This window comes from Lacticaseibacillus sp. 22, from assembly GCF_055413445.1.
Genome location: NZ_JBVAYD010000004.1, coordinates 95,455 through 115,010 on the forward strand (window position 1 = coordinate 95,455; position 19,556 = coordinate 115,010).

Below are 19,556 nucleotides of genomic sequence, written 5' to 3' on the forward strand. Positions count from 1 at the left end.
CCTTAACCTACCAAAAAACCGACTCGCTGACGCAAATTATGCGTGAGTGGTCGGTTTGGCTGCGTGAATGGGAATGGCAATTTCGGTGACAAAAACCGAAGCTTCATACTGACGATTGATCATGCCATCATATTTTGCCACTAATTTATTGACCCGGCGAATTCCCAATCCTCGTTTATCGCTTTTGGTTGAGGCGTATTGATAGTCAATGACTTGATCGGCCGGCCGGGTGTTGGTGACCGAGATGTAAAATTGCTGTTTAACGATGCCGATGTAAAGCCGCAACTGCCGCTTTTCGTCGGGCGGCTGTTCACTGATTGCTTCAATGGCGTTATCGAGTAAGTTCCCCAAAATCACCACGAGGTCAACATCTTTGATCAGTGGGGTGTTGCCGACAATGACTTTTTCGTTTACCGGAATGTGCAGTCGTTCGGCCAACGTCAATTTAGCATTTACGATGGCGTCAAGCATGGCATTGCCGGAATGCACAAGTGGATCAACCGCATCAAGCTTGTCTTCCAGTTCATTTAGGTATTGGCGCGCGGCAGCAGTATCTTGATTGTCTAAGTAGGCTTTTAAAGCTTGAAGGTGGTCGTGGTAGTCATGCCGCCAGCCGCGCATATTCGCATAAAGTTCTTGTACTTCTTCTGAATATTGGGCCATCATTTTATCAAGACTGCGGGCAAACACCGCATCCTGGTCACTGAGAAATTGGCGAATTAAGATGAACTCCAAACTGCCTGCTAACACAGTGATGGTAAAAAGCAAGCCGCGGACAACCGGAAGCGGCCATAACCACCAACTGCTCAACGATACGATGGCAATGATGAGGTTTAACCAGCGCACCGGCCAGTTTTGCTGGCGCCGAAAAATCCACCATAACTGCCACATACAACCTACTACTAGCAACCCAAAGGCGACCAGCCAGAACCAACTAATTGCTGTCATGGGTCAACCCCCGAAAATGCTTGAAGAATGCCTGTTTAACTAGCGGTGCCTGCTGGCGGGAAACGGGATAAGTGGTGCCATCTGCCATCACAACGGTTCGTTTATCCAGCTGCGAGAGGAAATTCAGGTTAATGACGATGGAGCGGTAAATCTGAATAAAGTTGTCATCTAAGCGCGGTAAAAAGTCTTTTAACTGTCCGTTTACCAGATAGTGATTTTTTTGCGTATGGACTTGAAGCCGGTGATCCGTGACTTCGATGGCGCTGATGTCATACATTGGCACGCGTACTAGACCGGCAGCGGTTTGCAATGCCAAGAGTTTTGGCTGCGTCTGGCTAGCTACCTTTTCAATTAGGTGTTTGAGTTTTGCCACCGTAAGCGGCTTGAGGATGTAGTCAATCGCGTTCACATCGTAACCATCGAACACGAATTCGTCGTAGTTACTGACAAAAGCGATGGCGGTTTCGGGATCATGTTGGCGAATTTTTTTGGCAAGCGCCATGCCGTCCATGCCAGATCCCAACTTAATATCAAGCAACAGCAGATCGGCTGATTTTTCTGCAAACAGGAACTGCTCGGCATTTGAATAAGCCGCCACCTGCAATGGCTGTGACGGTTGCGCTAACTGCCGAATGAGCTTGACCGTTGCTTCTCTAGTCGCTGCTTGATCATCAATGACTGCAATGTGCATGAACCCTTCATTCCTTTCACCGCTTTGGTGCTATTGTACCGCAACTATTTTGCAGTCGCTTAGTGATGGTGTTTGTACAAAAAGTGTGCACAAAAAAGCCGTCTGCATAAACCTCAGGCGGCATTAAAAGATTGTTTAGTGCAATTCAATTTTCAAGGCAAGCTGTTTATTGGCACCTGCAGAAAGTGTGGTGTTGCCAAGCTTAGTGTACCAATCGGATGGTTCGCCGGCTTGGTCAGGTAACCCGTCAAACGGTTCAACCGCAATAAACGGAGCCTTTTTATGTTCAGGACTCCAGATAGTGAGATAAGGGAAGTCATTGATATCAAGCGTGAGACTGTGCTTGTGATGCGGGGAGGATAAGGTTGCTTTGCTGATTTCACTGTTAGCAAGAATCACTAACCCACCGTCTAACAGATCATGTGTGAGTGGCAATTTATTGCCTTCTGCGCCTGCAATATCTTCAACGTCACCATTGCGAAACGGTACTGGCCCGATACCAAAGCGCTGCAACGGGCTGTTTAACGGTTCAACCGTCAAATCGTAGTCGTCAAAGCTGCCATCCGCCTTTAATGCAACGTTGAAGGCGGGGTGGAACCCTAACGCAAACGGCATCGAATTGCTGTCATCATTTGTCACGGTGTAATGAATGCTCAGACCATCTTCGGTTAGCATATAAGTAACGGCTAAAGTATATTTAAACGGGAACTTTTTCAAGGTTTCTGAATTTTGGTGCTGGGTGAACGTCACCGCTGAGTCGCTATGATCGCTGACCTCAAAATCATAATCACGCGCAAAACCATGTTGGCCCATCGGAAATGTTTTGGCACCTAGCCGATATTGGTCTTCGTTAGATTTACCAATGGCCGGGAACAGAATCGGTGCGTGGCGATTCCAAAAAGTCTTGTCGCCGTTCCAGATATAATCATAGTTATCGGTTTTGTTGACGAGTGACTGCAGTTCAGCACCGCGTTCGGCAATGCTGGCTTTAAATTGTTGATTCTCAATTGTGATCAAGCTTAACAACCTCCTAAAATAAGAAAACGCATTCATCTATCAGTCTACCACTGTGCCAGCGTGCTGCAATGGTTGTTGATGATTTATCTTTGCGTTGGCCCTTACTTGCCCCTTACTTGCCATAACGCGTTCACCGGCGCAGGGATCTACGTGTAAGGACCTTAGCCGCAATGGTCAAAGCCCGACCATCACGGCTAAGGCCACTTACACTCCGGTTTCTAAACGGGCTGGTTCACGCTCATAACGCGTTCCCCAGCCCAGAAACCTGCGTGTAAGGACCTTAGCCGCAATGGTCAAAGCCCAACCATCACGGCTAAGCCCGCTTACACTCCGGTTTTTAAGCGGGCTGGCTCACGCTCACCATATAAAAAACCAGCCGCATCTGTGGCTGGTTTTTGAACGATTAATTAGTTAAAAAGAATTAGCCTTCAACCTTGTCTGTCCAAGGAGTAGCAGTGTCAGCCAAAACCTTGTTCAAACGATCGATGTTAGCTTTACCTTCCGTTTGCAGCCACTTCTTGCCGGCAGCTTCGCCTTCAGCAGCAAATGGCTTAACGCCTGGCTTCCAGGTTGCCCGGCCGCAAAGCACACCGTTAAAGGTTGAACCGGCTTCCTTAGCAAATTTGAGTTCTTCAAGGAACAATTCGTTGGAAACACCAGCGGACAGGAAGATGAATGGCAAATCGGTTGCATCGGATTGAGCCTTGTAGTACTTAGCAGCTTCTTCCTTGCTGTAAACCGGCGTTACGCCTTCATCGGTGTAACCTTCAACAAACTTTTGATCAACCGGAACTTCAAGCTTCAAAACAGAAACGTTGTATTGCGCCTTGCTGAATTCCTTAGTGATCTTGATAACTTTTTCAGGCTTTGCTTTTGCCCATGCAGCGGTGCCGGTTTCGTTGGTCTTGCCATCGTAGGAAACTAATTCCAAGAACAGTGGCAGATCATTAGCCTTAGCTTCAGCACCAACCCGTTCAACAAACGCATATTTACGATCGTTGATACTATCAGGTTCGTCAGGGTCAATGTACAGTAAGAACTTGACTGCATCGCCGCCTTCGTTCTTGATGCGCAAAGCACTTTGGTTATCAATCAAATCTGGGAAACGGCCAGGTTCAGTCGCATCGTAGCCGGTCTTTTCATAGGAAAGCAAGAGGCCGGACTTAGGATCGCGAACCTTGGCAGCTGGCAGGCCGTATTCTGGATCAAGCAGAATCGCGCTGGCGTATTTGGTTAATTCTTCAGAAACAGCTTTCTTGAAATCAACAATCGTGGTTTCGTCAGCTGGCTTGTTCGCTGCAGCTGCAAGCATCTTCTTCAGGGAACCGCGTTGGTCAATGGCTAAAGCCGAGATGACGTTGTTGTCATTGGACAATTGCTTCAAATGCTCTAACTGACCAGCAGTAAGTTTAACAGACATGTAAAAATACCTCCTAGGTAATCCTTAAATGTTCAGTACACGATTAGTATAGAACAAAATGACAATAATAGACATTTTTCGCCGATCATTTTCATGAAACTCAAAGAAAGTCAGTCAATAATAGAAGCTTTAACCCAAAAACCACCTGCGAGCTGCTTGGCTTGGCGTGCTATACTCTAACCATATTGAGTTTATGTAAAGATAGGTGAAGCGCTTGGCTGAGTTTAGTATGACCCCATTAGTTTACTTTTTAGAGACGCCAACCCAAGAAATTTTTTTTGATGAGATTAGTCGCAAACTGGTTGCACGCAATGTGATGCAGACGGAGGGAAAAGCGGCACTGATTGCCCGGGAGCAGACATTTCCTTCCGGTATGCAATTGAATCAGATTGCCAATGGTTTGCCTAATATTGCGATACCACATTTAGAAGGCTCATTGGTGCAGACGGGCTGCTTAGTGGTGGTACATTTTGAAATCCCGGTTGCCTTCAAAGACTTGGCCGATGTGAGTCGGATTTTACCGGTTAGCTGGGCCTTTATGTTGTTCAATCCCGAGCTTAAACAACAACCGTTACGAATGGCGCAGTTAATTCGAACTTTGACCCAGTCGCCGGTTGCCAAACTACAACGGCTTTTTGCAGCCAGAAAACCGACCCAAGTTGAGCAGTTGTTGCCACAATTACTGGCAGCAGCGGAAAAGGAGTAAGCGTCCATGGATATTTTTGATTCGCATACCCACTTGAATGACACGCCTTATCATGGCAAGGAAGCGAGTTACATTGAAGCGGCTCGAAAGCTGGGCGTGAAGAAAATGGCGATTGTCGGCTCGGATACGACGTTGAACGCCGGCGCGCTGCAATTAGCCCATCAATATGCCAACTTATATGCAATTGTCGGTTGGCATCCGGAATCAAGCAAGGACTATGATGCCGCTAAAGAAGCCGTATTGCTAGAACAGTTAGCTGATCCTAAAGTGGTGGCGTTAGGCGAAATCGGGTTGGACTATCACTGGAATACCTCGCCGCGTGAAATTCAACGGCGGGTGTTCCGGCGCCAACTGGAACTGGCGCGCTCGCTGCACATACCGGTGTCCATCCACAGCCGCGATGCTTTTGAAGATACCTATGCGCTTCTAAAAACGGCGCATGTTGAAGAATTTGGCGCGATTATGCACAGTTTCACCGGTGATGCAGACTGGGCACGGCGGTTTTTGGACTTAGGGATGTATATTTCCTATTCCGGCATCGTCAGTTTCAAAAATGCCCCAGAAGAACATGCCAGTGCCAAGATAATCCCCAGTGACCGCTTGTTGGTTGAAACCGATGCCCCATATTTAACGCCAACGCCTTACCGGGGCCGACAGAATCAGCCGGGCTATACGCGCTATGTGGTGGAAGCTTTAGCTAAACTACGCGAAACCACCCCGGAAGTGATTGCTAAGCAGACGTGGGATAATGCCCACCAAATTTTCAAGTTAAAGGAAGACGCATGACAACGATTAAACAAATTGTGGTTGTAGAAGGCCGCGATGATACTAAGCGATTAAAAGAAACTTTTGGCAGGATCGACACCATCGAGACTCGCGGTAGTGCCATTGATGAAGCAACATTGGCGCGGATTCGGCAAGCCCAAGCAAAACGGGGCGTGATCGTCTTAACTGATCCTGACTTTCCCGGTGAAAAGATTCGCAAAACCATTTCGCGTGCCGTACCAGGTGTTACCCATGCATTTTTACCGCGGGCGGAAGGCGTGCCGGATCATAAAGGGTCGCTTGGGATTGAGCATGCTTCTCCAGCGGCGTTGCGGGCAGCACTCCAGCACTTGTTTACTGAAGTGCCCGATGCTCCGCAAGTGATCAGTCAGCAGGATTTATTGGCAGCGCATTTGCTCGGTGGAACCGGTGCTCGTCAGCGTCGGGAACAGCTAGGCGAACGGCTGCATATCGGCTATACAAATGGGAAACAGCTTTTACGGCGGCTGGCTGAATTTCAAATCAGTCGCGCAGATTTTCTAGCCGCGGTTGCCCAGGTGAACGAAGGAGCGAATAACCATGCATGAAAAAGTGGCACAACCAGCCGTAACCAATGCCATTTTGAAGCGGCATGGCTTTCATATGCGTAAAGGGTTAGGGCAGAACTTTTTGACCGACCCGCAGATTTTGCAAAAAATTGTAGCTGCAGCTGATGTCTCCGAGCAAGATGATGTGATTGAAATCGGTCCCGGAATTGGTGCACTGACGCAGTTTCTGGCTGATCAGGCGCATCAGGTGGTGGCATTGGAAATTGACGATCGTCTGCTGCCGATTCTCGCGGAGACACTTGCGGATTATCCTAATACAACCGTGGTCAATGAGGATGTTTTAAAAACAAATTTGACCGAGCTGGTAGCGACGCATTTTGATGGGAACCACACGCTAAAAGTCGTTGCTAACTTGCCTTATTACATTACAACGCCGATTTTACTGCACTTGTTGCGAGCACATTTACCACTGCACAGCATGACCGTGATGATGCAAAAAGAAGTGGCAGCGCGATTAAGTGCAGTGCCTGGATCGAAGGATTATGGCAGTTTAAGTATTGCCGTGCAACTGGTGGCAGATGTGGCGACAGCTTTTACCGTCAGCCGGCACGCGTTTGTTCCGGCACCAAATGTGGATTCGGCCATTGTTACGTTGACCCAGCGCTCAGAACCGTTGGCGACCGTACAAAGTCCAGAAAGTTTTGACCGGCTTGTCCGTGGGGCGTTTGCGTCTCGGCGTAAAACGCTTTGGAATAATCTAGTGGCTTTGTTTGGTAAACCGAATAAGGACGCTATTCGTACGGCGCTCTCGGTGGCGGAGATTGCACCGGAGACGCGGGCAGAACAGTTGGCGATTGCGGATTTTGCACGGTTGGATGAAGCGTTGCGGGGTGAAGGCTTGGGCATTGCGGGATAGCGGGTTGTCACAGTTAAGGCTGCGAGCCCAACTTTAGGTCCATAACGCGCTCCCCGGCGCAGGAGTCTGCGTGTAAGGACCTTGAGCGCAATGTTCAAGAGCGGGGCATCACGCAAGTTCTCCTTTATGCCCATAACGCGCTCCCCGGCGCAGAAGCCTGCACATAAGGACCTTGGGCGCAATGGCCAAAACCCGGCCATCACGCCCAAGGCCACTTATGCTCCGGCTTCTAACCGCGCCGGCTCGCGCTCACTCCTTATAAAAATCTTGCCGAAATAAGAAACACATGGTATAATTGCAAATTTCTTGCATTCGTGTTATGATGTATTTCAAGAGGTGAAGTGCATGCCAATCACACTAGCAAGCATCAAACGGAAGCTCGATGGGAAAATCGGTGAGAATTTAACGGTCGTTGCACAAGCAGGACGCAAGAAGGTTACTCGGCGTCGGGGGACCTTGAAGGAAACTTATCCGGCTATTTTTGTGGTCGATCTCGACCAGAATGAAAATGCGTTCGAGCGTGTCTCTTATAGTTACGCGGATCTTCTGACTAAGTCAATCAAGATCACCTTCGAAGGCGAAGAAAAAGCGTCATAATTTCAGATACTAACCGACGATTAAATCGTTTATTTTGAGCAGGCCTCGATGTCATTGGCATCGAGGCCTTTTGCTATCTTCTTGAAAGACTGATCTGTACAAGGTGACGAATTTTTGACACGCGGCAATGAAAATCCGGACGCAAAACAGTATACTGAAAATAACGATACGGCGGATGCATGCATCGTCGTTTGCAGTGTGAGCTCTCCCTGTAAATACATGCATCGCCAGAGACTGGTGGTTAGATGGAACTGATCGAGAAAGCGCCGGCCAAGATTAATCTAAGTTTGGATGCTTTGTATCGTCATGCTGACGGCGAACATGAGTGGCAGATGGTGATGACATCAGTTGATTTGGCTGATTACGTGAGCATTAAGCCTAGCCATAGCATTCAGGTTTCCACAGATAGCGGTTTTTTACCTGAAGATCCGCGAAATCTGGCCTATAAAGCGGCATTGGCGCTCCAACGCCATGCCAATATCCGCCAAGGTGCGCGGATTCATATTGAAAAACACATTCCCGTCGCTGCAGGTTTGGGCGGTGGTTCGAGTGATGCAGCTGCCGTTTTGCGGGGCTTAAATTCACTATTGCAGTTAGGTTATAGTCGCTCGCAGCTGGCTCGCATCGGCTTACAGGTTGATAGCGATGTGCCTTACTGCGTTTACTCGGAGACGGCCTTGGTTACCGGACGCGGCGATGTGGTCACGCCATTGGGAAGTTTACCGAACTTTTGGGTTGTTTTGGCTAAGCCGCGGGTGTCAGTGTCAACGCCAAGTATTCTTAATGCAATTGACTATCAGGCCGGCCTTTTGCACCCAAATACACCTGAAGTCGTTTCCGGGATTCAAAACCATGATTTCGCCCAAATGATTAGCGGAATGGGGAATAGTTTAGAGGCCATTACGGCAAGTCGTTATCCTGAAATGACCGCATTGAAACAGCGGCTAAAAAAGTACGGCGCTGAAATCGCTCAAATGTCAGGTAGCGGTCCAACGGTGTTTGGTCTTTGTCAGAAGCATTCTCGGGCAATGCGGGTTTACAACAGTATGAAGGGATTTTGTCGTGAGGTTTATCTGTTGCGGCCATTTTGCCTGTCAACGAATAGTCATCGGCTGAGGGGTTGATTTTTAGGTAGCACTAAACCATGATGGAAAAGGAAACTGAGGAGCTGATGATAAGATGGAACAAGTTCAGCCAAACAAGGCCTTTTTCTGGGGTATTCTGCTTAATTTGATTTACATTATTGCCGAGGTTGCTTTTGGGATCGGGATTGGCTCGGTCGCGTTGGTCGCCGATGCCATTCATAATATGAGCGACGTCCTAGGCTTGGGCTTAGCGTGGTTTGCGGAGTGGCTTTCCAATCGGCACCCGACCGTCCAGCGTACATACGGGTATAAGAGTTCGTCCATTTTAGCGGCGTTAGCAAATGCGGCATTTTTACTGGTGGCGATGGGTGCGATTATTGTCGAGGCGATTACCCGATTGTCACAAAATGCTCCGGTTGAAGGCGGCTGGATGATGGTCGTCGCTGGTGCCGGGATTTTGGTCAATGGCGCAACTGCAATTCTTTTTCATAGCGGCTCGCAACATGATTTGAACATTCGTGGTGCGTTTATGCACATGGCTGCCGATGCTGGCGTGTCGCTGGGAGTTGTTTTAGCCGGGGGATTGATCCTGCTGACTGGCTGGGAATGGCTTGATCCGGTCATGTCCATTTTAGTTGCAATTGTGGTTTTGATCGGGACTTGGGATTTATTGCGGGATGCCGTTAATTTAGCAATGGCCGCGGTGCCTAAGGAAATCGATCCAGTGGCGGTTAAAACATTGGTTAACGCCTATCCAACCGTTGCATCTTGCCATGACCTGCACATCTGGGCGCTGAGTACAACTGATGTCGCGTTGACGGTACATGTGGTGCGAACAACTGCTGAAGGCAATGACGCCTTCTTGGACGCACTGAGTTTATCGTTGCGAGAAAGCTTTGACATTGCCCACACCACGATTCAAGTTGAATATGGGCCGTATTTACCGGATAACAAGATGGAAAATCCTTACTGACTAGTCTGTGAAAATGCATAAAAACCAAAAAAGTTGCTGCAGAGGCAAAAAGATTCGCTTCTGCAGAAACTTTTTATTTTCGGAGGACAAGGCCGCTAACGTAATTGCTTTTGATCATTATAAAAGCGGGGGTAACTGCGATAGACCGCGATAAAACTACCAAGGCTGGTGGCGCCTAGCAGCATGAAGGTTACCATGATCTGATACATAATGGCTTTGGTAGGATCGATACCGGCAAAAATCAAGCCGGACATCATTCCCGGTAAACTAACGAGCCCAACGGTTTTAGCCGAATCAATCGTTGGCGCCATCCCGGTTTTGATGGCATTGACGATGAGCGTCTGACTGGCTTGTTTGAGGTTGGCGCCCAATGCAAGGCGTTCAAGTACTTGTGGCCGCAAGTCTTTAAATTCGGTGTTGAGGCTGCGGTAGGCTAAACCGATCGCGACCATGACGTTGCTGGCAATCATCCCACTGATCGGAACAATCTGTGCCGGAATAAACCGAATGGCCTTTACCGACACTAACATGAGCAGCGTTAACCCTGTTGCAGTGGTGACGGCTAACAGGCTGGTGACAAACGCATCAGGAATGGTGCCGGCACGTTTTTTGGCATTCCAGGCAGCGTTGAAAATGATGATGGCTACCATGGCTAAAGTCAGCCAAACGGCATCCGCTTTAATAATATAGGTCAAAACAAACCCGACAACCGTTAGCTGGATGACCGCGCGTAGAACCCCTACGATCAGATCCTTGGTCATGCCCAGATCTTCTTTGAGGTTAATGACCAATGCAATCACAACTAGCGCCAAAGCTAGCAAAAGTGCTAACGGCGAAACGATTAACTGACTATTCATACCTTGGCAACCTCCTCAAATTGACCGGCAACCAGCGTCATGAGATTCTTGGCGGTCTGCAGTTCACCTTCATCATGCGTCACACGAATCAACGTGATGCCTTTTTCATTTTGGCGATTCAGAAGTTCATGAATAATCGTTTTAGTATCCGGGTCGAGTCCGGTTGTGACCTCGTCTAAAAGCAGCACTTTAGGCGGGAAGAAAAGATGCCGCAACAAAGCGACTCGTTGGCGTTCACCACCGGATAAGTTTTGCGTTGGCGCATCGAGCATACTTTTAGCCAAATCGACACTTTCAAGCGCGGCTTCGGCTTGTTCGCGTGGCATTTCAGTGTTGCGAATCATAAATGGAAACCGCAGATCGTCAGCAACCGTGGCGCCAAATAATGCCGGCTGCTGGGCGCAGTAAGAAACTTCACGCCGATAAGCAATCGGATCGTAGTCGGCTTGGGCTTTACCGTTGTATAGAATGGTTCCGTTAGTTGGCGTCAATAAGGTCGCCAACAATCGCAACAAGGTGCTTTTACCAGAACCCGAATGGCCTGCAATGGTCAGATCAATCCCCCAAGGAATATCCAGATTGATGTCGTTTAAAATAGCGGTTTGCGTTGGTGCAAAGGTCATATGATGTAATTCAAAACAGTTCATGATGATTTCTCCACCCCTCTTTGTAACCATTCTAATATAGAAATGAATACAAGGCTACTGAGACGACTTAAAAATTATCTGAGTGAACTAGGGACAAATGCGAACGTTCGGTGAGAATTTGTCGTAAAAGGGTCGAAATTTTCGTTAAAAGCATTTATACTGGATAAGATTATCCCACAATGTTAATACAGAGCTAAATATTCGGAGTTAGGAGCGGAATAATGAAAGTTAGACGCAGCGATCGATTAATCGATATGACACGGTACTTGTTGGAACGGCCACACACACTGATACCGTTGACTTTTTTCTCAAAACGCTATGAAAGTGCCAAGTCATCTATTAGTGAGGATTTGGCTATCGTACGCCGGACTTTTGCCCAGCGACAAACCGGCATCCTTGAAACCGTGCCCGGTGCCGCTGGTGGGGTTCGTTATATCCCAATCATGGGTGAAGATGAGGCGGAAAATTTCATTGCGGCCATGGCTAAGCGACTTTCCGAGACTGATCGACTGTTGCCAGGCGGTTATGTGTATCTCTCGGACTTACTTGGTACACCGAGTGTTCTACGTCAAATCGGGCGGCTGATTGCGACCCAGTATCGCGAAGCCAATGTGGATGCGGTCATGACGGTAGCCACTAAAGGCATTCCGATTGCGCAAAGTGTCAGTCAATATCTGAATGTGCCGTTTGTTATTGTGCGTCGCGATTCCAAAATCACGGAAGGTTCGACGGTTTCGGTTAATTACGTTTCCGGATCCTCGGCTCGGATTGAAAAAATGGAGTTGAGTAAGCGCAGTCTGCCGGCTAATTCGCGGGTCTTGATTGTCGATGACTTCATGAAAGGCGGCGGCACCGTTAACGGCATGAAGGCGTTGATTGATGAGTTTAACGCAAAAATGGTCGGAATTACGGTTTTTGCTGAGGGCAAGTTTGACGGCGATCGCATGGTGAACGATTACACTTCGCTTATTCGCGTTGATAAAGTGGATACAAAGGCAAATACGCTGCATGCCACAGCCGGTAATTTTCTTAGCCAGAATCGGCAGTTACTTGAGGTGAGTCATCAATGAGTGCTTACCTTGGACCGGTTAGAACAGCAGTAATCACATTTCCGTTTTTAGCGCTGCTGCTTGCGCTACCGTTTCTTGTGGTTGTTTATCGACGTTACGGTGCGTTTAGCTGGTGGCGGGCGATTGTCATTTATTCGTTTGTATTTTATCTGCTGTCGGCTTATTTTCTGATCATTTTGCCATTGCCGGCTCGTGAGGCTGTCGCACAGTTTACCGGGGCGAAGTATAATCTGACGCCGCTAATGGCACTGCGGTATTTCATTCATACGACCGTCTTTGTGCCGAGCAATCCTCACACCTGGCTGGCCGCGCTCAAGCAGTCCAGTTTCATTCAACCTTTCTTTAATATCGTTTTGACGATTCCATTTGGCTTTTATTTGCGGTACTACTTTAAACGCAGCGTACCGCAGATCATTGTGATGAGTTTTGGGTTGAGTTTATTCTTTGAGCTGACACAGCTGTCCGGGTTATATGGCTTTTATCCGCGGCCTTATCGACTCTTTGATGTGGATGATTTGATTCTTAACACGACAGGTGGATTGGTTGGCGGGGTGCTGGCGCCGATTCTGATGCGAGCGTTGCCATCCCGCGATACCATTGACGCTAAAAGTCAGGCTCGTGGTGCGCGGGTGACTTTTGCCCGACGATTAGCCGCTTTTTTAGTCGATTTTGTCTTATTCAGCCAAATTGTCGGTCTTATGATCAAATTCCTGTTTCATTTGTTAGGGTTGGATCAATTGCCGGACTTTTTGAGCGAGGCAGTTTTGCCGCTATTTTTTGTCTTCGTCATTTGGCCTGCCTTTAACAACGGCCAGACACTTGGAAAAGGATTGGTGCGCATTAAAATTGTGCGTACTGATGGTCAAGCTGTCGGATTTTGGCGGCTTTTGTTGCGCGAAGGACTGTTATATGGCCTGGCCTTTTCCAGCTTGGTAGGGTTGAACAATTTCTTTATTGCGTATTTTGCCAAGTTTCAACGAACTCAGATTAATTTGGCTGCGCTAGGATTCTTTGCGGTTTTGGTCTTTCTGTTCATGATTAATTTTGTTTGGGAAGTGGGCTCGCGGCATTTTCGCTTCTTTTATGATGCGTGGGCTGATACGACTCAAGTTAGTACGTTTGAAGTGCCAGCGGAGGTTAAGCAGCAGGTTGACGATGCGAAACCGGATGTGGATGAAGAGCATGACAGGTCGAATGAATAGTATTTGGAAAACAGGCTTGGGATGTCGACGGGCCTGTTTTTTGTTTTGGTTGGGTTTTGGGAGAGGGTAGGAGTTTGTGGGGAAGGACCTGGCGCGGGCATCACGTTTTAGGGTACATCCACCTTTACGCCCATAACGCGCTCACCGGCGCAGGAATCTGCGTATAAGGACCTTAGGCGCAATGGTCAAAGCCAGGGCCATCACGTTTTAGGACGGACGTACATCCACCTTTACGCCCATAACGCGCTCACAGGGCCAGAAACCTGCGTGTAAGGACCTCAGGCGCAATGGTCAAAGTCCGACCATCACGCCTGAGGCCATGAATTCTCTCTTACGCCCATAACGCGCTCACCGGCGCAGAAGTCTGCGTGTAAGGACCTAAAACGCAATGGCCAAGAGCGGGCCATCACGTTTTAGGCCGCTTACACTCCGACTTCTAACCGCGCCGGCTCGCGCTCAGTTGTTGTCAGTATCGGCTGGCTGGGCTATTATGAAATAAGATAATTAGGAATGGAGTATTCATATGTCAAAGAAATTCACCATCATTCTCGCGGCCGGTAAGGGGACGCGGATGAAATCGAAGTATTATAAGGTTTTGCAACCGGTCTGTGGTAAGAGCATGGTCGAGCATGTGGTGAGCCAGGTGGAAGCCATTCATCCTGACGCTATCGTGACCATTGTTGGCCATGGTGCCGAAGAAGTTGAAAAGACACTTGGAAAGCGGACTGAATTCGTGTTGCAGGCGGAACAGTTGGGCACCGGTCACGCGGTATTACAAGCAGAGCCATTGTTGGGGCAAAAGGAAGGCTCCACGCTGATTATGAGCGGGGATACGCCTTTGTTTACGGCTAAGACTCTCAATGATCTGTTTGCTTATCATGAAGCTAAAGGCGCCAAGGCAACCATTTTGACTGCCAATGCCCCGGATCCTACTGGCTATGGTCGGATTATTCGCGATACTGACGGTAATGTCATTAAAAATGTAGAACAAAAAGACGCTACTCCGGAAGAAGCATTGATTTCCGAGATCAACACCGGGGTTTATGTTTTTGATAATCAGGCGTTATTCAAAGCGCTGCACCAGGTTAAGAACGACAATGCACAAGGCGAGTATTATCTACCAGATGTCTTAGGCATTTTACGGGCAGCCGGTGAAAAGGTTGCTGCTTATCAAATGCCGGATTACACCGAATCTCTGGGCGTTAACGATCGGGTTGCATTGGCACAAGCAACCCGGCTCATGCAGCAGCGTATCAACGAGCAGCATATGCGTAATGGCGTCACGTTGATTGATCCGGCAACGACTTACATTGATACGGATGTGAAAATCGGTGCCGACACCGTGATTGAACCAGGCGTCTATTTGAAAGGTAAAACCGTGATTGGTGAAGATTGCCACATTGGTACCCATTCAGAACTAGTGGATGCTACGCTGGAAGATGATGTTACCGTGACAAGTTCCACCATCGAACACGCGGTGATGCACGCACACAGTGATATCGGCCCCAATTCACATTTGCGGCCAGACGCAGACATTGGCGAATACGTTCATCTTGGTAACTTTGTAGAGATTAAAAAAGCCAAGATCGGTGCACGCACCAAAGTCGGTCACTTGACGTATGTCGGTAATGCAACCTTGGGCAGCGATATTAATGTGGGTTGCGGCGTTGTGTTTGTTAACTATGATGGCGTTCAAAAATGGAATAGTACGATTGGCGACCATGCCTTTATCGGTTCTAACTCTAACATCGTGGCCCCAGTTGAAGTGGCGGATCATAGTTTCATTGCGGCGGGTTCGACGATTACGAAAGATGTACCGTTTCACGCAATGGCGATTGCCCGTGCGCGTCAAACGACCAAAGAAGATTACTGGAAACGACTGCCGCTCGCGAACGATCCAGATTGGAATTAGGTTATAATTCGTTTTATATGCTTGCTTTTTTTCGTCAATCCGCTAAGATTTTTGTGGAACAATTATTCGCAGCCTATAATATTTCGTGGAGGAACATATGTCTGAGCAATACGGTGACCCGAGATTAAAGATTTTTGCCTTGAATTCGAACAAACCACTGGCAGAGAAGATTGCTGCCGAGGTTGGTGTGCAACTAGGAAAGTCGTCAGTGAAGCGGTTTAGCGATGGTGAAATTCAAATCAACATCGAAGAAAGTATTCGTGGCGATGATGTGTATCTGATTCAGTCCACGTCCAGTCCGGTTAACGACAATCTGATGGAACTATTGATTATGATTGATGCTTTACGGCGGGCCTCGGCACATACGATTAATGTCGTGATGCCGTATTATGGCTATGCACGTCAGGATCGCAAAGCGCGGTCACGGGAACCGATTACTGCTAAACTGGTTGCCAACATGCTTGAACGTGCCGGTGCCACCCGGGTCTTAGCGCTTGATTTACATGCTGCCCAGATTCAGGGCTTCTTCGACATTCCGGTTGACCATCTTGTCGGTGCACCATTGTTAGCCGACTACTTCTTACGCAACCATTATGACGGCGCTGATACGGTTGTGGTTTCGCCTGATCACGGTGGTGTAACCCGGGCGCGTAAATTAGCAGAATTTCTCAAGGCGCCGATTGCAATTATCGACAAGCGGCGGCCACGGCCAAACGTTGCTGAAGTTATGAACATCGTCGGCAATGTTACCGGTAAACAATGTATCATTATTGACGACATGATCGACACCGCGGGCACCATCACCCTTGCAGCCCAAGCGCTGAAAGATGCCGGTGCAACCGAAGTCTTGGTCGCAGCCACCCACGCAATCTTCTCCGGCCCGGCAGTTGAACGGTTGACCCACTCGGCCATCGAAAAGGTGGTCGTAACGGACTCCATTAACTTGCCAGCCGATAAACACATGGATAAGTTAGATGTTGTTTCTGTTGGCCCATTAATGGGACGTGCAATCATGCGGATTCAGGAAAACCGATCCGTGACTCCATTATTCGAAAATCGATTCACCAAGTAACATCAAGTTTGCGCACCTTCACTGTAAGGTGTGCTTTTTTGATGGTTTAGGTTTGGCCTGGGGATTTAGCAACGTAATGACAAGGAGAAAAATGGCATGGAAATGGGACTTGCGCATGATCAGTTTCTGTTGGTGCAAGCAGGAACTAAGACGATAGAGATTCGCCTCAATGACGAAAAGCGCCAACAGCTAAAGGTTGATGATCAAATTGTGTTTGAGGATCTCGCCACTCAGCAACAAGTTACCAAGAAAGTTACTCAGCTTGAAAAGTTCGGAACCTTTTCCCAGCTTTATCAGCAATATCAGGGTACCGCCGTGGGAAGTGCACCAACCGATTCCGTGGCTAAAATGGTCGCTGACACCTATCGCATTTATACGCCGCAACAAGAGAAAAAATATGGCGTTTTGGCAATTCATTTGGGCTAACCCTATACAAAAGTGATTGTTCGGCTTATGATATCAGCATTCAGATAGGACCCGGTAACTTGATTAGGTGATGTGTGGGGTGGCTGGTATGCACAAACGACTGAGACTCATTGCAGCGTATGGCTTGTTAATCCTTTTCTTTCACCTTAAGAAAACAAGTGGGTTCGATTTCACGCCCACAATCGGTGATGGTTACTTATTGATCAGCTGGCTGGTCCTGGCCCCGCGCTACCTTGATCAAATTGACCACAGCGCCCAACGATTTGCTTCTACTGGCCGTTCAATCAAAGATTATGTAGCTGACATGAAAAAGAATATGAATCTTTATCAAGACTTTATTTACGCGACGACACCGGTGATGGCAACAATCCTAGAAAGCGGCGGCATTGACACTATTGGCGTTGTGATTGTCAAATTTGTGTTTCAGGTATTGCTAATCTTGACGGCACCCATACTATGGACTCTGGCGCTTGGCTTCAGACAACTTCAGCAAGCATGGCACAGGATCCACTTGCGACAGTGGCCGTAAAAAATGCTATGCGGACGGTTTCTGAGTTGTTTTCGCAGCAGGTTATTGAAGGTTCATAAATGATGGGAATAAACAGAAATGGCTCAAGGATAACGCTGCTGCGTCTTCCTTGAGCCATTTGATTTTTATTGACTTTTTTAATCAATTAAACCTGCGAATGGTCGTTCTTCTCCTTTAATAAATCGCGAATCTCCGTGAGCAATTCTGCTTGGGTGGGCCCGGCGGCTTTGGTCGGCTTGGCGGGCAAGAAACGATTGACACTGCGAACAATCATGAAAACAACAAAGGCGATAATCAAAAAGTTAATCACATCGTTAAGAAAATTGCCGTATGTAAATTTGGCGCCTAATAACGTAATGGATAAACCGCTAAGATCGGTTTTACCGGCAAAGATTGATAAAATCGGGTTAATCAGGTTCTTAGTCAAGGAGGTAACCAGACCGGTAAAGGCACTACCGATAATCACCCCGACAGCTAAGTCCAAAACGTTGCCCCGCATGATGAATTGACGGAATTCTTTTAACATCAACATAACCCCCTCGTATAGTTAGTGTACCGAAATTGCCACCTACTCTGCACGTTAAGCGCTCAACCCAATTGCCAGGCCCGGATGAATTGCCCTAGCGCGATCAGAACAATCACACCGAAAGCCACGGCATGCCGGCGTTTGTACAAAACCACCAAGGCCAGATATTCACGAATAACCGCATTAGGCAGAAAATAAAAGGATGTATTACCGCCGACGCCATTAGCAGCAATACCCGCCATCCGCGCGAAAATGCCCGCTCGAAGCAAGTGATAGTTGTTGGTAAAGAAGCTGGCTTTATAAGGAGCTTCTCCAATCTCTTGGATGATCAACCGTTTTGAAAACCGCATATTTTCAAGGGTGGTAGTTGACTGATCTTCGAGTAAGGTATCGGCCTCGGGAATCCCTTTTCCCAAAGCGTAACGCTGCATGGCGAGTGCTTCGGAAATAGCCTCATCTGCGCCTTTACCCCCGGAAAAAATAATTTTTGGAGCGGGGCGGCCTTTTTTTAATTGCTTGTGATAAAACTTAATAGCCGTATCAATGCGACTGGCAAGTAACGGTGACACTTGATCACCGTGCAGTAGTCCGGCGCCAAGCACGATGAGAAAAGTTCGATTATGCGGTTGTGGCCGGAGATTGTACAGGATTAACGCGGTCAAGAAGTTATAAAGCGTTAATAAGACATATAACCCACCTAAGCCAAAGAAGACTGCCAAGGCGACGTATAAAGGTTCGGGAATAAAACGGCGGCCAAACGAAGCAGCAATTTCCAACAACAACAGTCCGATGGCAATATAAAGCGTCAACATGTTACTTAACGAATGGCCTTCACGCTGCCACACAAGGATAGCATTCCATAGCAGCCAAAATAAGTGCAAGGCAAACAGCAAGAACACAATTAAGACCGTAATCACAAAAAGCGTTCCGGTTACAGCAATAAGTAGTAGGTTACCGGATTTTAGAATCGCGGCTGCCAAAGCGATCAAAAATACCACGGCGAATAAGTTGAACAGCCAGCCGTTAAGCAAACGCCGCGGTTCAATGGTGAAGCTGATAGCAAAAATAATTCCCAGCAAAAGGGGGATGGTAAAGACAAATAACGTTTCCTGAGCTGACATCGAAAAGTCTCCTTGTGTAGAGGTTAGAAATTGATTAGGGTATAATGTGATTAAAAGCGGAGGGATGCAATATGATTGATCCTGTGTTTGGTCGAAAAGATCCAAAGTTAGATTATCACACCCGAATTGGCGCGTATGGCGTCATTCCGGATCATAGCGGCGCGCGGTTGCTGATTTTGCAAGCGCCGAATCATGCGTTGTTTTTACCGGGAGGCGGCGTTGAAAAAGGCGAAACTCCCGAAGAAACGCTGGCACGGGAGTTGTTGGAAGAATTTGGGGCAACCGTGCATGTGACCAAAAAGCTCGGCAAATCGTCTGAGTATTTTTATTCCCATCATCGTCAAACCGCCTATTACCATCCGGCGACGTTTTTTGCCTGTGATGAACTGGCTTTTGTACAGGATCCGCTTGAAACCTTCAATACATTGATGCTCATGCCGATCGATCTGGCCTTGGCCGAATTGAAACGGCCGACGCATCGCTGGGCCGTGGCTAAGTGGCTCGCCCAGCAACCCAAACAGTGAAGCC

At 48.0% G+C, this 19,556-nt stretch carries 22 protein-coding genes; 14 read left to right on the forward strand and 8 right to left on the reverse strand.

Annotated elements, in window-relative coordinates:
* Positions 1-36: 36 nt before the first annotated feature.
* The 4 genes from ACWP87_RS03520 to ACWP87_RS03535 all read right to left on the reverse strand — a co-directional run bounded on the left by ACWP87_RS03520 (position 37) and on the right by ACWP87_RS03535 (position 4,076).
* Positions 37-948, reverse strand: coding sequence for a sensor histidine kinase (locus ACWP87_RS03520; protein WP_005685231.1), 912 nt, complete (start codon positions 946-948; stop codon positions 37-39).
* On the reverse strand, positions 935-1,639 hold the full coding sequence (locus ACWP87_RS03525) for a LytR/AlgR family response regulator transcription factor (protein WP_005685232.1): 705 nt from the start codon (positions 1,637-1,639) through the stop codon (positions 935-937). Before ACWP87_RS03525 ends, ACWP87_RS03520 begins: the two co-directional genes overlap by 14 nt.
* 135 nt (positions 1,640-1,774) lie before the next feature.
* Positions 1,775-2,656, reverse strand: a complete 882-nt coding sequence (locus tag ACWP87_RS03530) for an aldose 1-epimerase family protein (RefSeq protein ID WP_005685233.1) — start codon at positions 2,654-2,656, stop codon at positions 1,775-1,777.
* A gap of 421 nt (positions 2,657-3,077) precedes the next feature.
* Positions 3,078-4,076, reverse strand: a complete 999-nt coding sequence (locus ACWP87_RS03535; protein WP_005685235.1) for a tagatose 1,6-diphosphate aldolase — start codon at positions 4,074-4,076, stop codon at positions 3,078-3,080.
* Positions 4,077-4,290: 214 nt separating this feature from the next.
* On the opposite strand from ACWP87_RS03535, the gene ACWP87_RS03540 reads away from it, so the two are divergent.
* From ACWP87_RS03540 to ACWP87_RS03570, 7 genes are all read left to right on the forward strand, one after another.
* The gene (locus tag ACWP87_RS03540) at positions 4,291-4,782 is read left to right on the forward strand and encodes a PTS sugar transporter subunit IIA (RefSeq protein ID WP_015765068.1); all 492 of its coding nucleotides are present in this window, start codon (positions 4,291-4,293) and stop codon (positions 4,780-4,782) included.
* A 6-nt stretch (positions 4,783-4,788) separates the two neighbouring features.
* On the forward strand, positions 4,789-5,568 hold the full coding sequence (locus ACWP87_RS03545; RefSeq protein ID WP_005685237.1) for a TatD family hydrolase: 780 nt from the start codon (positions 4,789-4,791) through the stop codon (positions 5,566-5,568).
* Positions 5,565-6,134, forward strand: a complete 570-nt coding sequence (gene rnmV, locus ACWP87_RS03550; protein WP_005685238.1) for a ribonuclease M5 — start codon at positions 5,565-5,567, stop codon at positions 6,132-6,134. Before ACWP87_RS03545 ends, rnmV begins: the two co-directional genes overlap by 4 nt.
* Positions 6,121-7,011 (forward strand): 16S rRNA (adenine(1518)-N(6)/adenine(1519)-N(6))-dimethyltransferase RsmA, encoded by an 891-nt coding sequence (gene rsmA, locus ACWP87_RS03555; RefSeq protein ID WP_087307807.1) that lies wholly within the window; start codon positions 6,121-6,123, stop codon positions 7,009-7,011. The genes rnmV and rsmA overlap by 14 nt, the downstream gene beginning before the upstream one ends.
* Before the next feature lie 345 nt (positions 7,012-7,356).
* Positions 7,357-7,608: a Veg family protein gene (locus ACWP87_RS03560; RefSeq protein ID WP_005685240.1), complete on the forward strand. Its 252-nt coding sequence runs from the start codon at positions 7,357-7,359 to the stop codon at positions 7,606-7,608.
* 245 nt (positions 7,609-7,853) lie between these two features.
* Entirely contained in the window at positions 7,854-8,732 is an 879-nt protein-coding gene (gene ispE, locus ACWP87_RS03565; RefSeq protein ID WP_005685241.1) for a 4-(cytidine 5'-diphospho)-2-C-methyl-D-erythritol kinase, read from the forward strand.
* Between the two features lie 55 nt (positions 8,733-8,787).
* Positions 8,788-9,666: a cation diffusion facilitator family transporter gene (locus tag ACWP87_RS03570; RefSeq protein ID WP_005685242.1), complete on the forward strand. Its 879-nt coding sequence runs from the start codon at positions 8,788-8,790 to the stop codon at positions 9,664-9,666.
* Positions 9,667-9,761: 95 nt separating this feature from the next.
* On the opposite strand, the gene ACWP87_RS03575 is transcribed toward ACWP87_RS03570, so the two are convergent.
* Both ACWP87_RS03575 and ACWP87_RS03580 read right to left on the reverse strand, forming a co-directional pair.
* A complete protein-coding gene (locus tag ACWP87_RS03575; protein WP_005685244.1) occupies positions 9,762-10,523 on the reverse strand; it encodes an ABC transporter permease in 762 nt (253 codons plus the stop codon).
* Positions 10,520-11,170, reverse strand: coding sequence for an ABC transporter ATP-binding protein (locus ACWP87_RS03580; RefSeq protein WP_005685245.1), 651 nt, complete (start codon positions 11,168-11,170; stop codon positions 10,520-10,522). Before ACWP87_RS03580 ends, ACWP87_RS03575 begins: the two co-directional genes overlap by 4 nt.
* A 221-nt stretch (positions 11,171-11,391) precedes the next feature.
* Here ACWP87_RS03580 and purR point away from each other — a divergent pair, with 221 nt between their 5' ends.
* The 6 genes from purR (at position 11,392) to ACWP87_RS03610 (ending at position 17,381) form a co-directional block, all read left to right on the forward strand.
* The gene (gene purR / locus ACWP87_RS03585) at positions 11,392-12,240 is read left to right on the forward strand and encodes a pur operon repressor (protein WP_005685246.1); all 849 of its coding nucleotides are present in this window, start codon (positions 11,392-11,394) and stop codon (positions 12,238-12,240) included.
* Entirely contained in the window at positions 12,237-13,442 is a 1,206-nt protein-coding gene (locus ACWP87_RS03590; protein WP_005685247.1) for a VanZ family protein, read from the forward strand. Before purR ends, ACWP87_RS03590 begins: the two co-directional genes overlap by 4 nt.
* A 523-nt stretch (positions 13,443-13,965) precedes the next feature.
* Positions 13,966-15,354, forward strand: coding sequence for a bifunctional UDP-N-acetylglucosamine diphosphorylase/glucosamine-1-phosphate N-acetyltransferase GlmU (glmU, locus tag ACWP87_RS03595; RefSeq protein ID WP_005685248.1), 1,389 nt, complete (start codon positions 13,966-13,968; stop codon positions 15,352-15,354).
* 97 nt (positions 15,355-15,451) lie between these two features.
* Positions 15,452-16,426 (forward strand): ribose-phosphate diphosphokinase, encoded by a 975-nt coding sequence (locus ACWP87_RS03600; RefSeq protein WP_005691037.1) that lies wholly within the window; start codon positions 15,452-15,454, stop codon positions 16,424-16,426.
* Between the two features lie 96 nt (positions 16,427-16,522).
* Positions 16,523-16,852 (forward strand): ASCH domain-containing protein, encoded by a 330-nt coding sequence (locus tag ACWP87_RS03605; protein WP_005685250.1) that lies wholly within the window; start codon positions 16,523-16,525, stop codon positions 16,850-16,852.
* 88 nt (positions 16,853-16,940) lie between these two features.
* Positions 16,941-17,381, forward strand: a complete 441-nt coding sequence (locus tag ACWP87_RS03610) for a hypothetical protein (protein WP_014570138.1) — start codon at positions 16,941-16,943, stop codon at positions 17,379-17,381.
* Between the two features lie 145 nt (positions 17,382-17,526).
* On the opposite strand, the gene mscL is transcribed toward ACWP87_RS03610, so the two are convergent.
* Positions 17,527-17,907: a large-conductance mechanosensitive channel protein MscL gene (gene mscL, locus ACWP87_RS03615; protein WP_005685253.1), complete on the reverse strand. Its 381-nt coding sequence runs from the start codon at positions 17,905-17,907 to the stop codon at positions 17,527-17,529.
* 62 nt (positions 17,908-17,969) lie between these two features.
* Complete coding sequence (locus ACWP87_RS03620) at positions 17,970-19,028, reverse strand: YdcF family protein (protein ID WP_005685254.1); 1,059 nt, start codon at positions 19,026-19,028, stop codon at positions 17,970-17,972.
* 71 nt (positions 19,029-19,099) lie between these two features.
* Between ACWP87_RS03620 and ACWP87_RS03625 the strand changes: the two genes are divergently transcribed.
* Positions 19,100-19,552, forward strand: coding sequence for an NUDIX hydrolase (locus tag ACWP87_RS03625; protein ID WP_005685256.1), 453 nt, complete (start codon positions 19,100-19,102; stop codon positions 19,550-19,552).
* Positions 19,553-19,556 lie beyond the last annotated feature (4 nt).

Bases quoted from the DNA above. Each gene is read 5' to 3' on its own strand.
- ACWP87_RS03520 (WP_005685231.1), bottom strand. From the start codon at position 948: ATGACAGCAATTAGTTGGTTCTGGCTGGTCGCCTTTGGGTTGCTAGTA.
- ACWP87_RS03525 (WP_005685232.1), bottom strand. From the start codon at position 1,639: ATGCACATTGCAGTCATTGATGATCAAGCAGCGACTAGAGAAGCAACG.
- ACWP87_RS03535 (WP_005685235.1), bottom strand. From the start codon at position 4,076: ATGTCTGTTAAACTTACTGCTGGTCAGTTAGAGCATTTGAAGCAATTG.
- ACWP87_RS03545 (WP_005685237.1), top strand. From the start codon at position 4,789: ATGGATATTTTTGATTCGCATACCCACTTGAATGACACGCCTTATCAT.
- rnmV (WP_005685238.1), top strand. From the start codon at position 5,565: ATGACAACGATTAAACAAATTGTGGTTGTAGAAGGCCGCGATGATACT.
- ACWP87_RS03560 (WP_005685240.1), top strand. From the start codon at position 7,357: ATGCCAATCACACTAGCAAGCATCAAACGGAAGCTCGATGGGAAAATC.
- ispE (WP_005685241.1), top strand. From the start codon at position 7,854: ATGGAACTGATCGAGAAAGCGCCGGCCAAGATTAATCTAAGTTTGGAT.
- ACWP87_RS03570 (WP_005685242.1), top strand. From the start codon at position 8,788: ATGGAACAAGTTCAGCCAAACAAGGCCTTTTTCTGGGGTATTCTGCTT.
- ACWP87_RS03575 (WP_005685244.1), bottom strand. From the start codon at position 10,523: ATGAATAGTCAGTTAATCGTTTCGCCGTTAGCACTTTTGCTAGCTTTG.
- ACWP87_RS03580 (WP_005685245.1), bottom strand. From the start codon at position 11,170: ATGAACTGTTTTGAATTACATCATATGACCTTTGCACCAACGCAAACC.
- purR (WP_005685246.1), top strand. From the start codon at position 11,392: ATGAAAGTTAGACGCAGCGATCGATTAATCGATATGACACGGTACTTG.
- ACWP87_RS03590 (WP_005685247.1), top strand. From the start codon at position 12,237: ATGAGTGCTTACCTTGGACCGGTTAGAACAGCAGTAATCACATTTCCG.
- glmU (WP_005685248.1), top strand. From the start codon at position 13,966: ATGTCAAAGAAATTCACCATCATTCTCGCGGCCGGTAAGGGGACGCGG.
- ACWP87_RS03600 (WP_005691037.1), top strand. From the start codon at position 15,452: ATGTCTGAGCAATACGGTGACCCGAGATTAAAGATTTTTGCCTTGAAT.
- ACWP87_RS03605 (WP_005685250.1), top strand. From the start codon at position 16,523: ATGGAAATGGGACTTGCGCATGATCAGTTTCTGTTGGTGCAAGCAGGA.
- ACWP87_RS03610 (WP_014570138.1), top strand. From the start codon at position 16,941: ATGCACAAACGACTGAGACTCATTGCAGCGTATGGCTTGTTAATCCTT.
- mscL (WP_005685253.1), bottom strand. From the start codon at position 17,907: ATGTTAAAAGAATTCCGTCAATTCATCATGCGGGGCAACGTTTTGGAC.
- ACWP87_RS03620 (WP_005685254.1), bottom strand. From the start codon at position 19,028: ATGTCAGCTCAGGAAACGTTATTTGTCTTTACCATCCCCCTTTTGCTG.
- ACWP87_RS03625 (WP_005685256.1), top strand. From the start codon at position 19,100: ATGATTGATCCTGTGTTTGGTCGAAAAGATCCAAAGTTAGATTATCAC.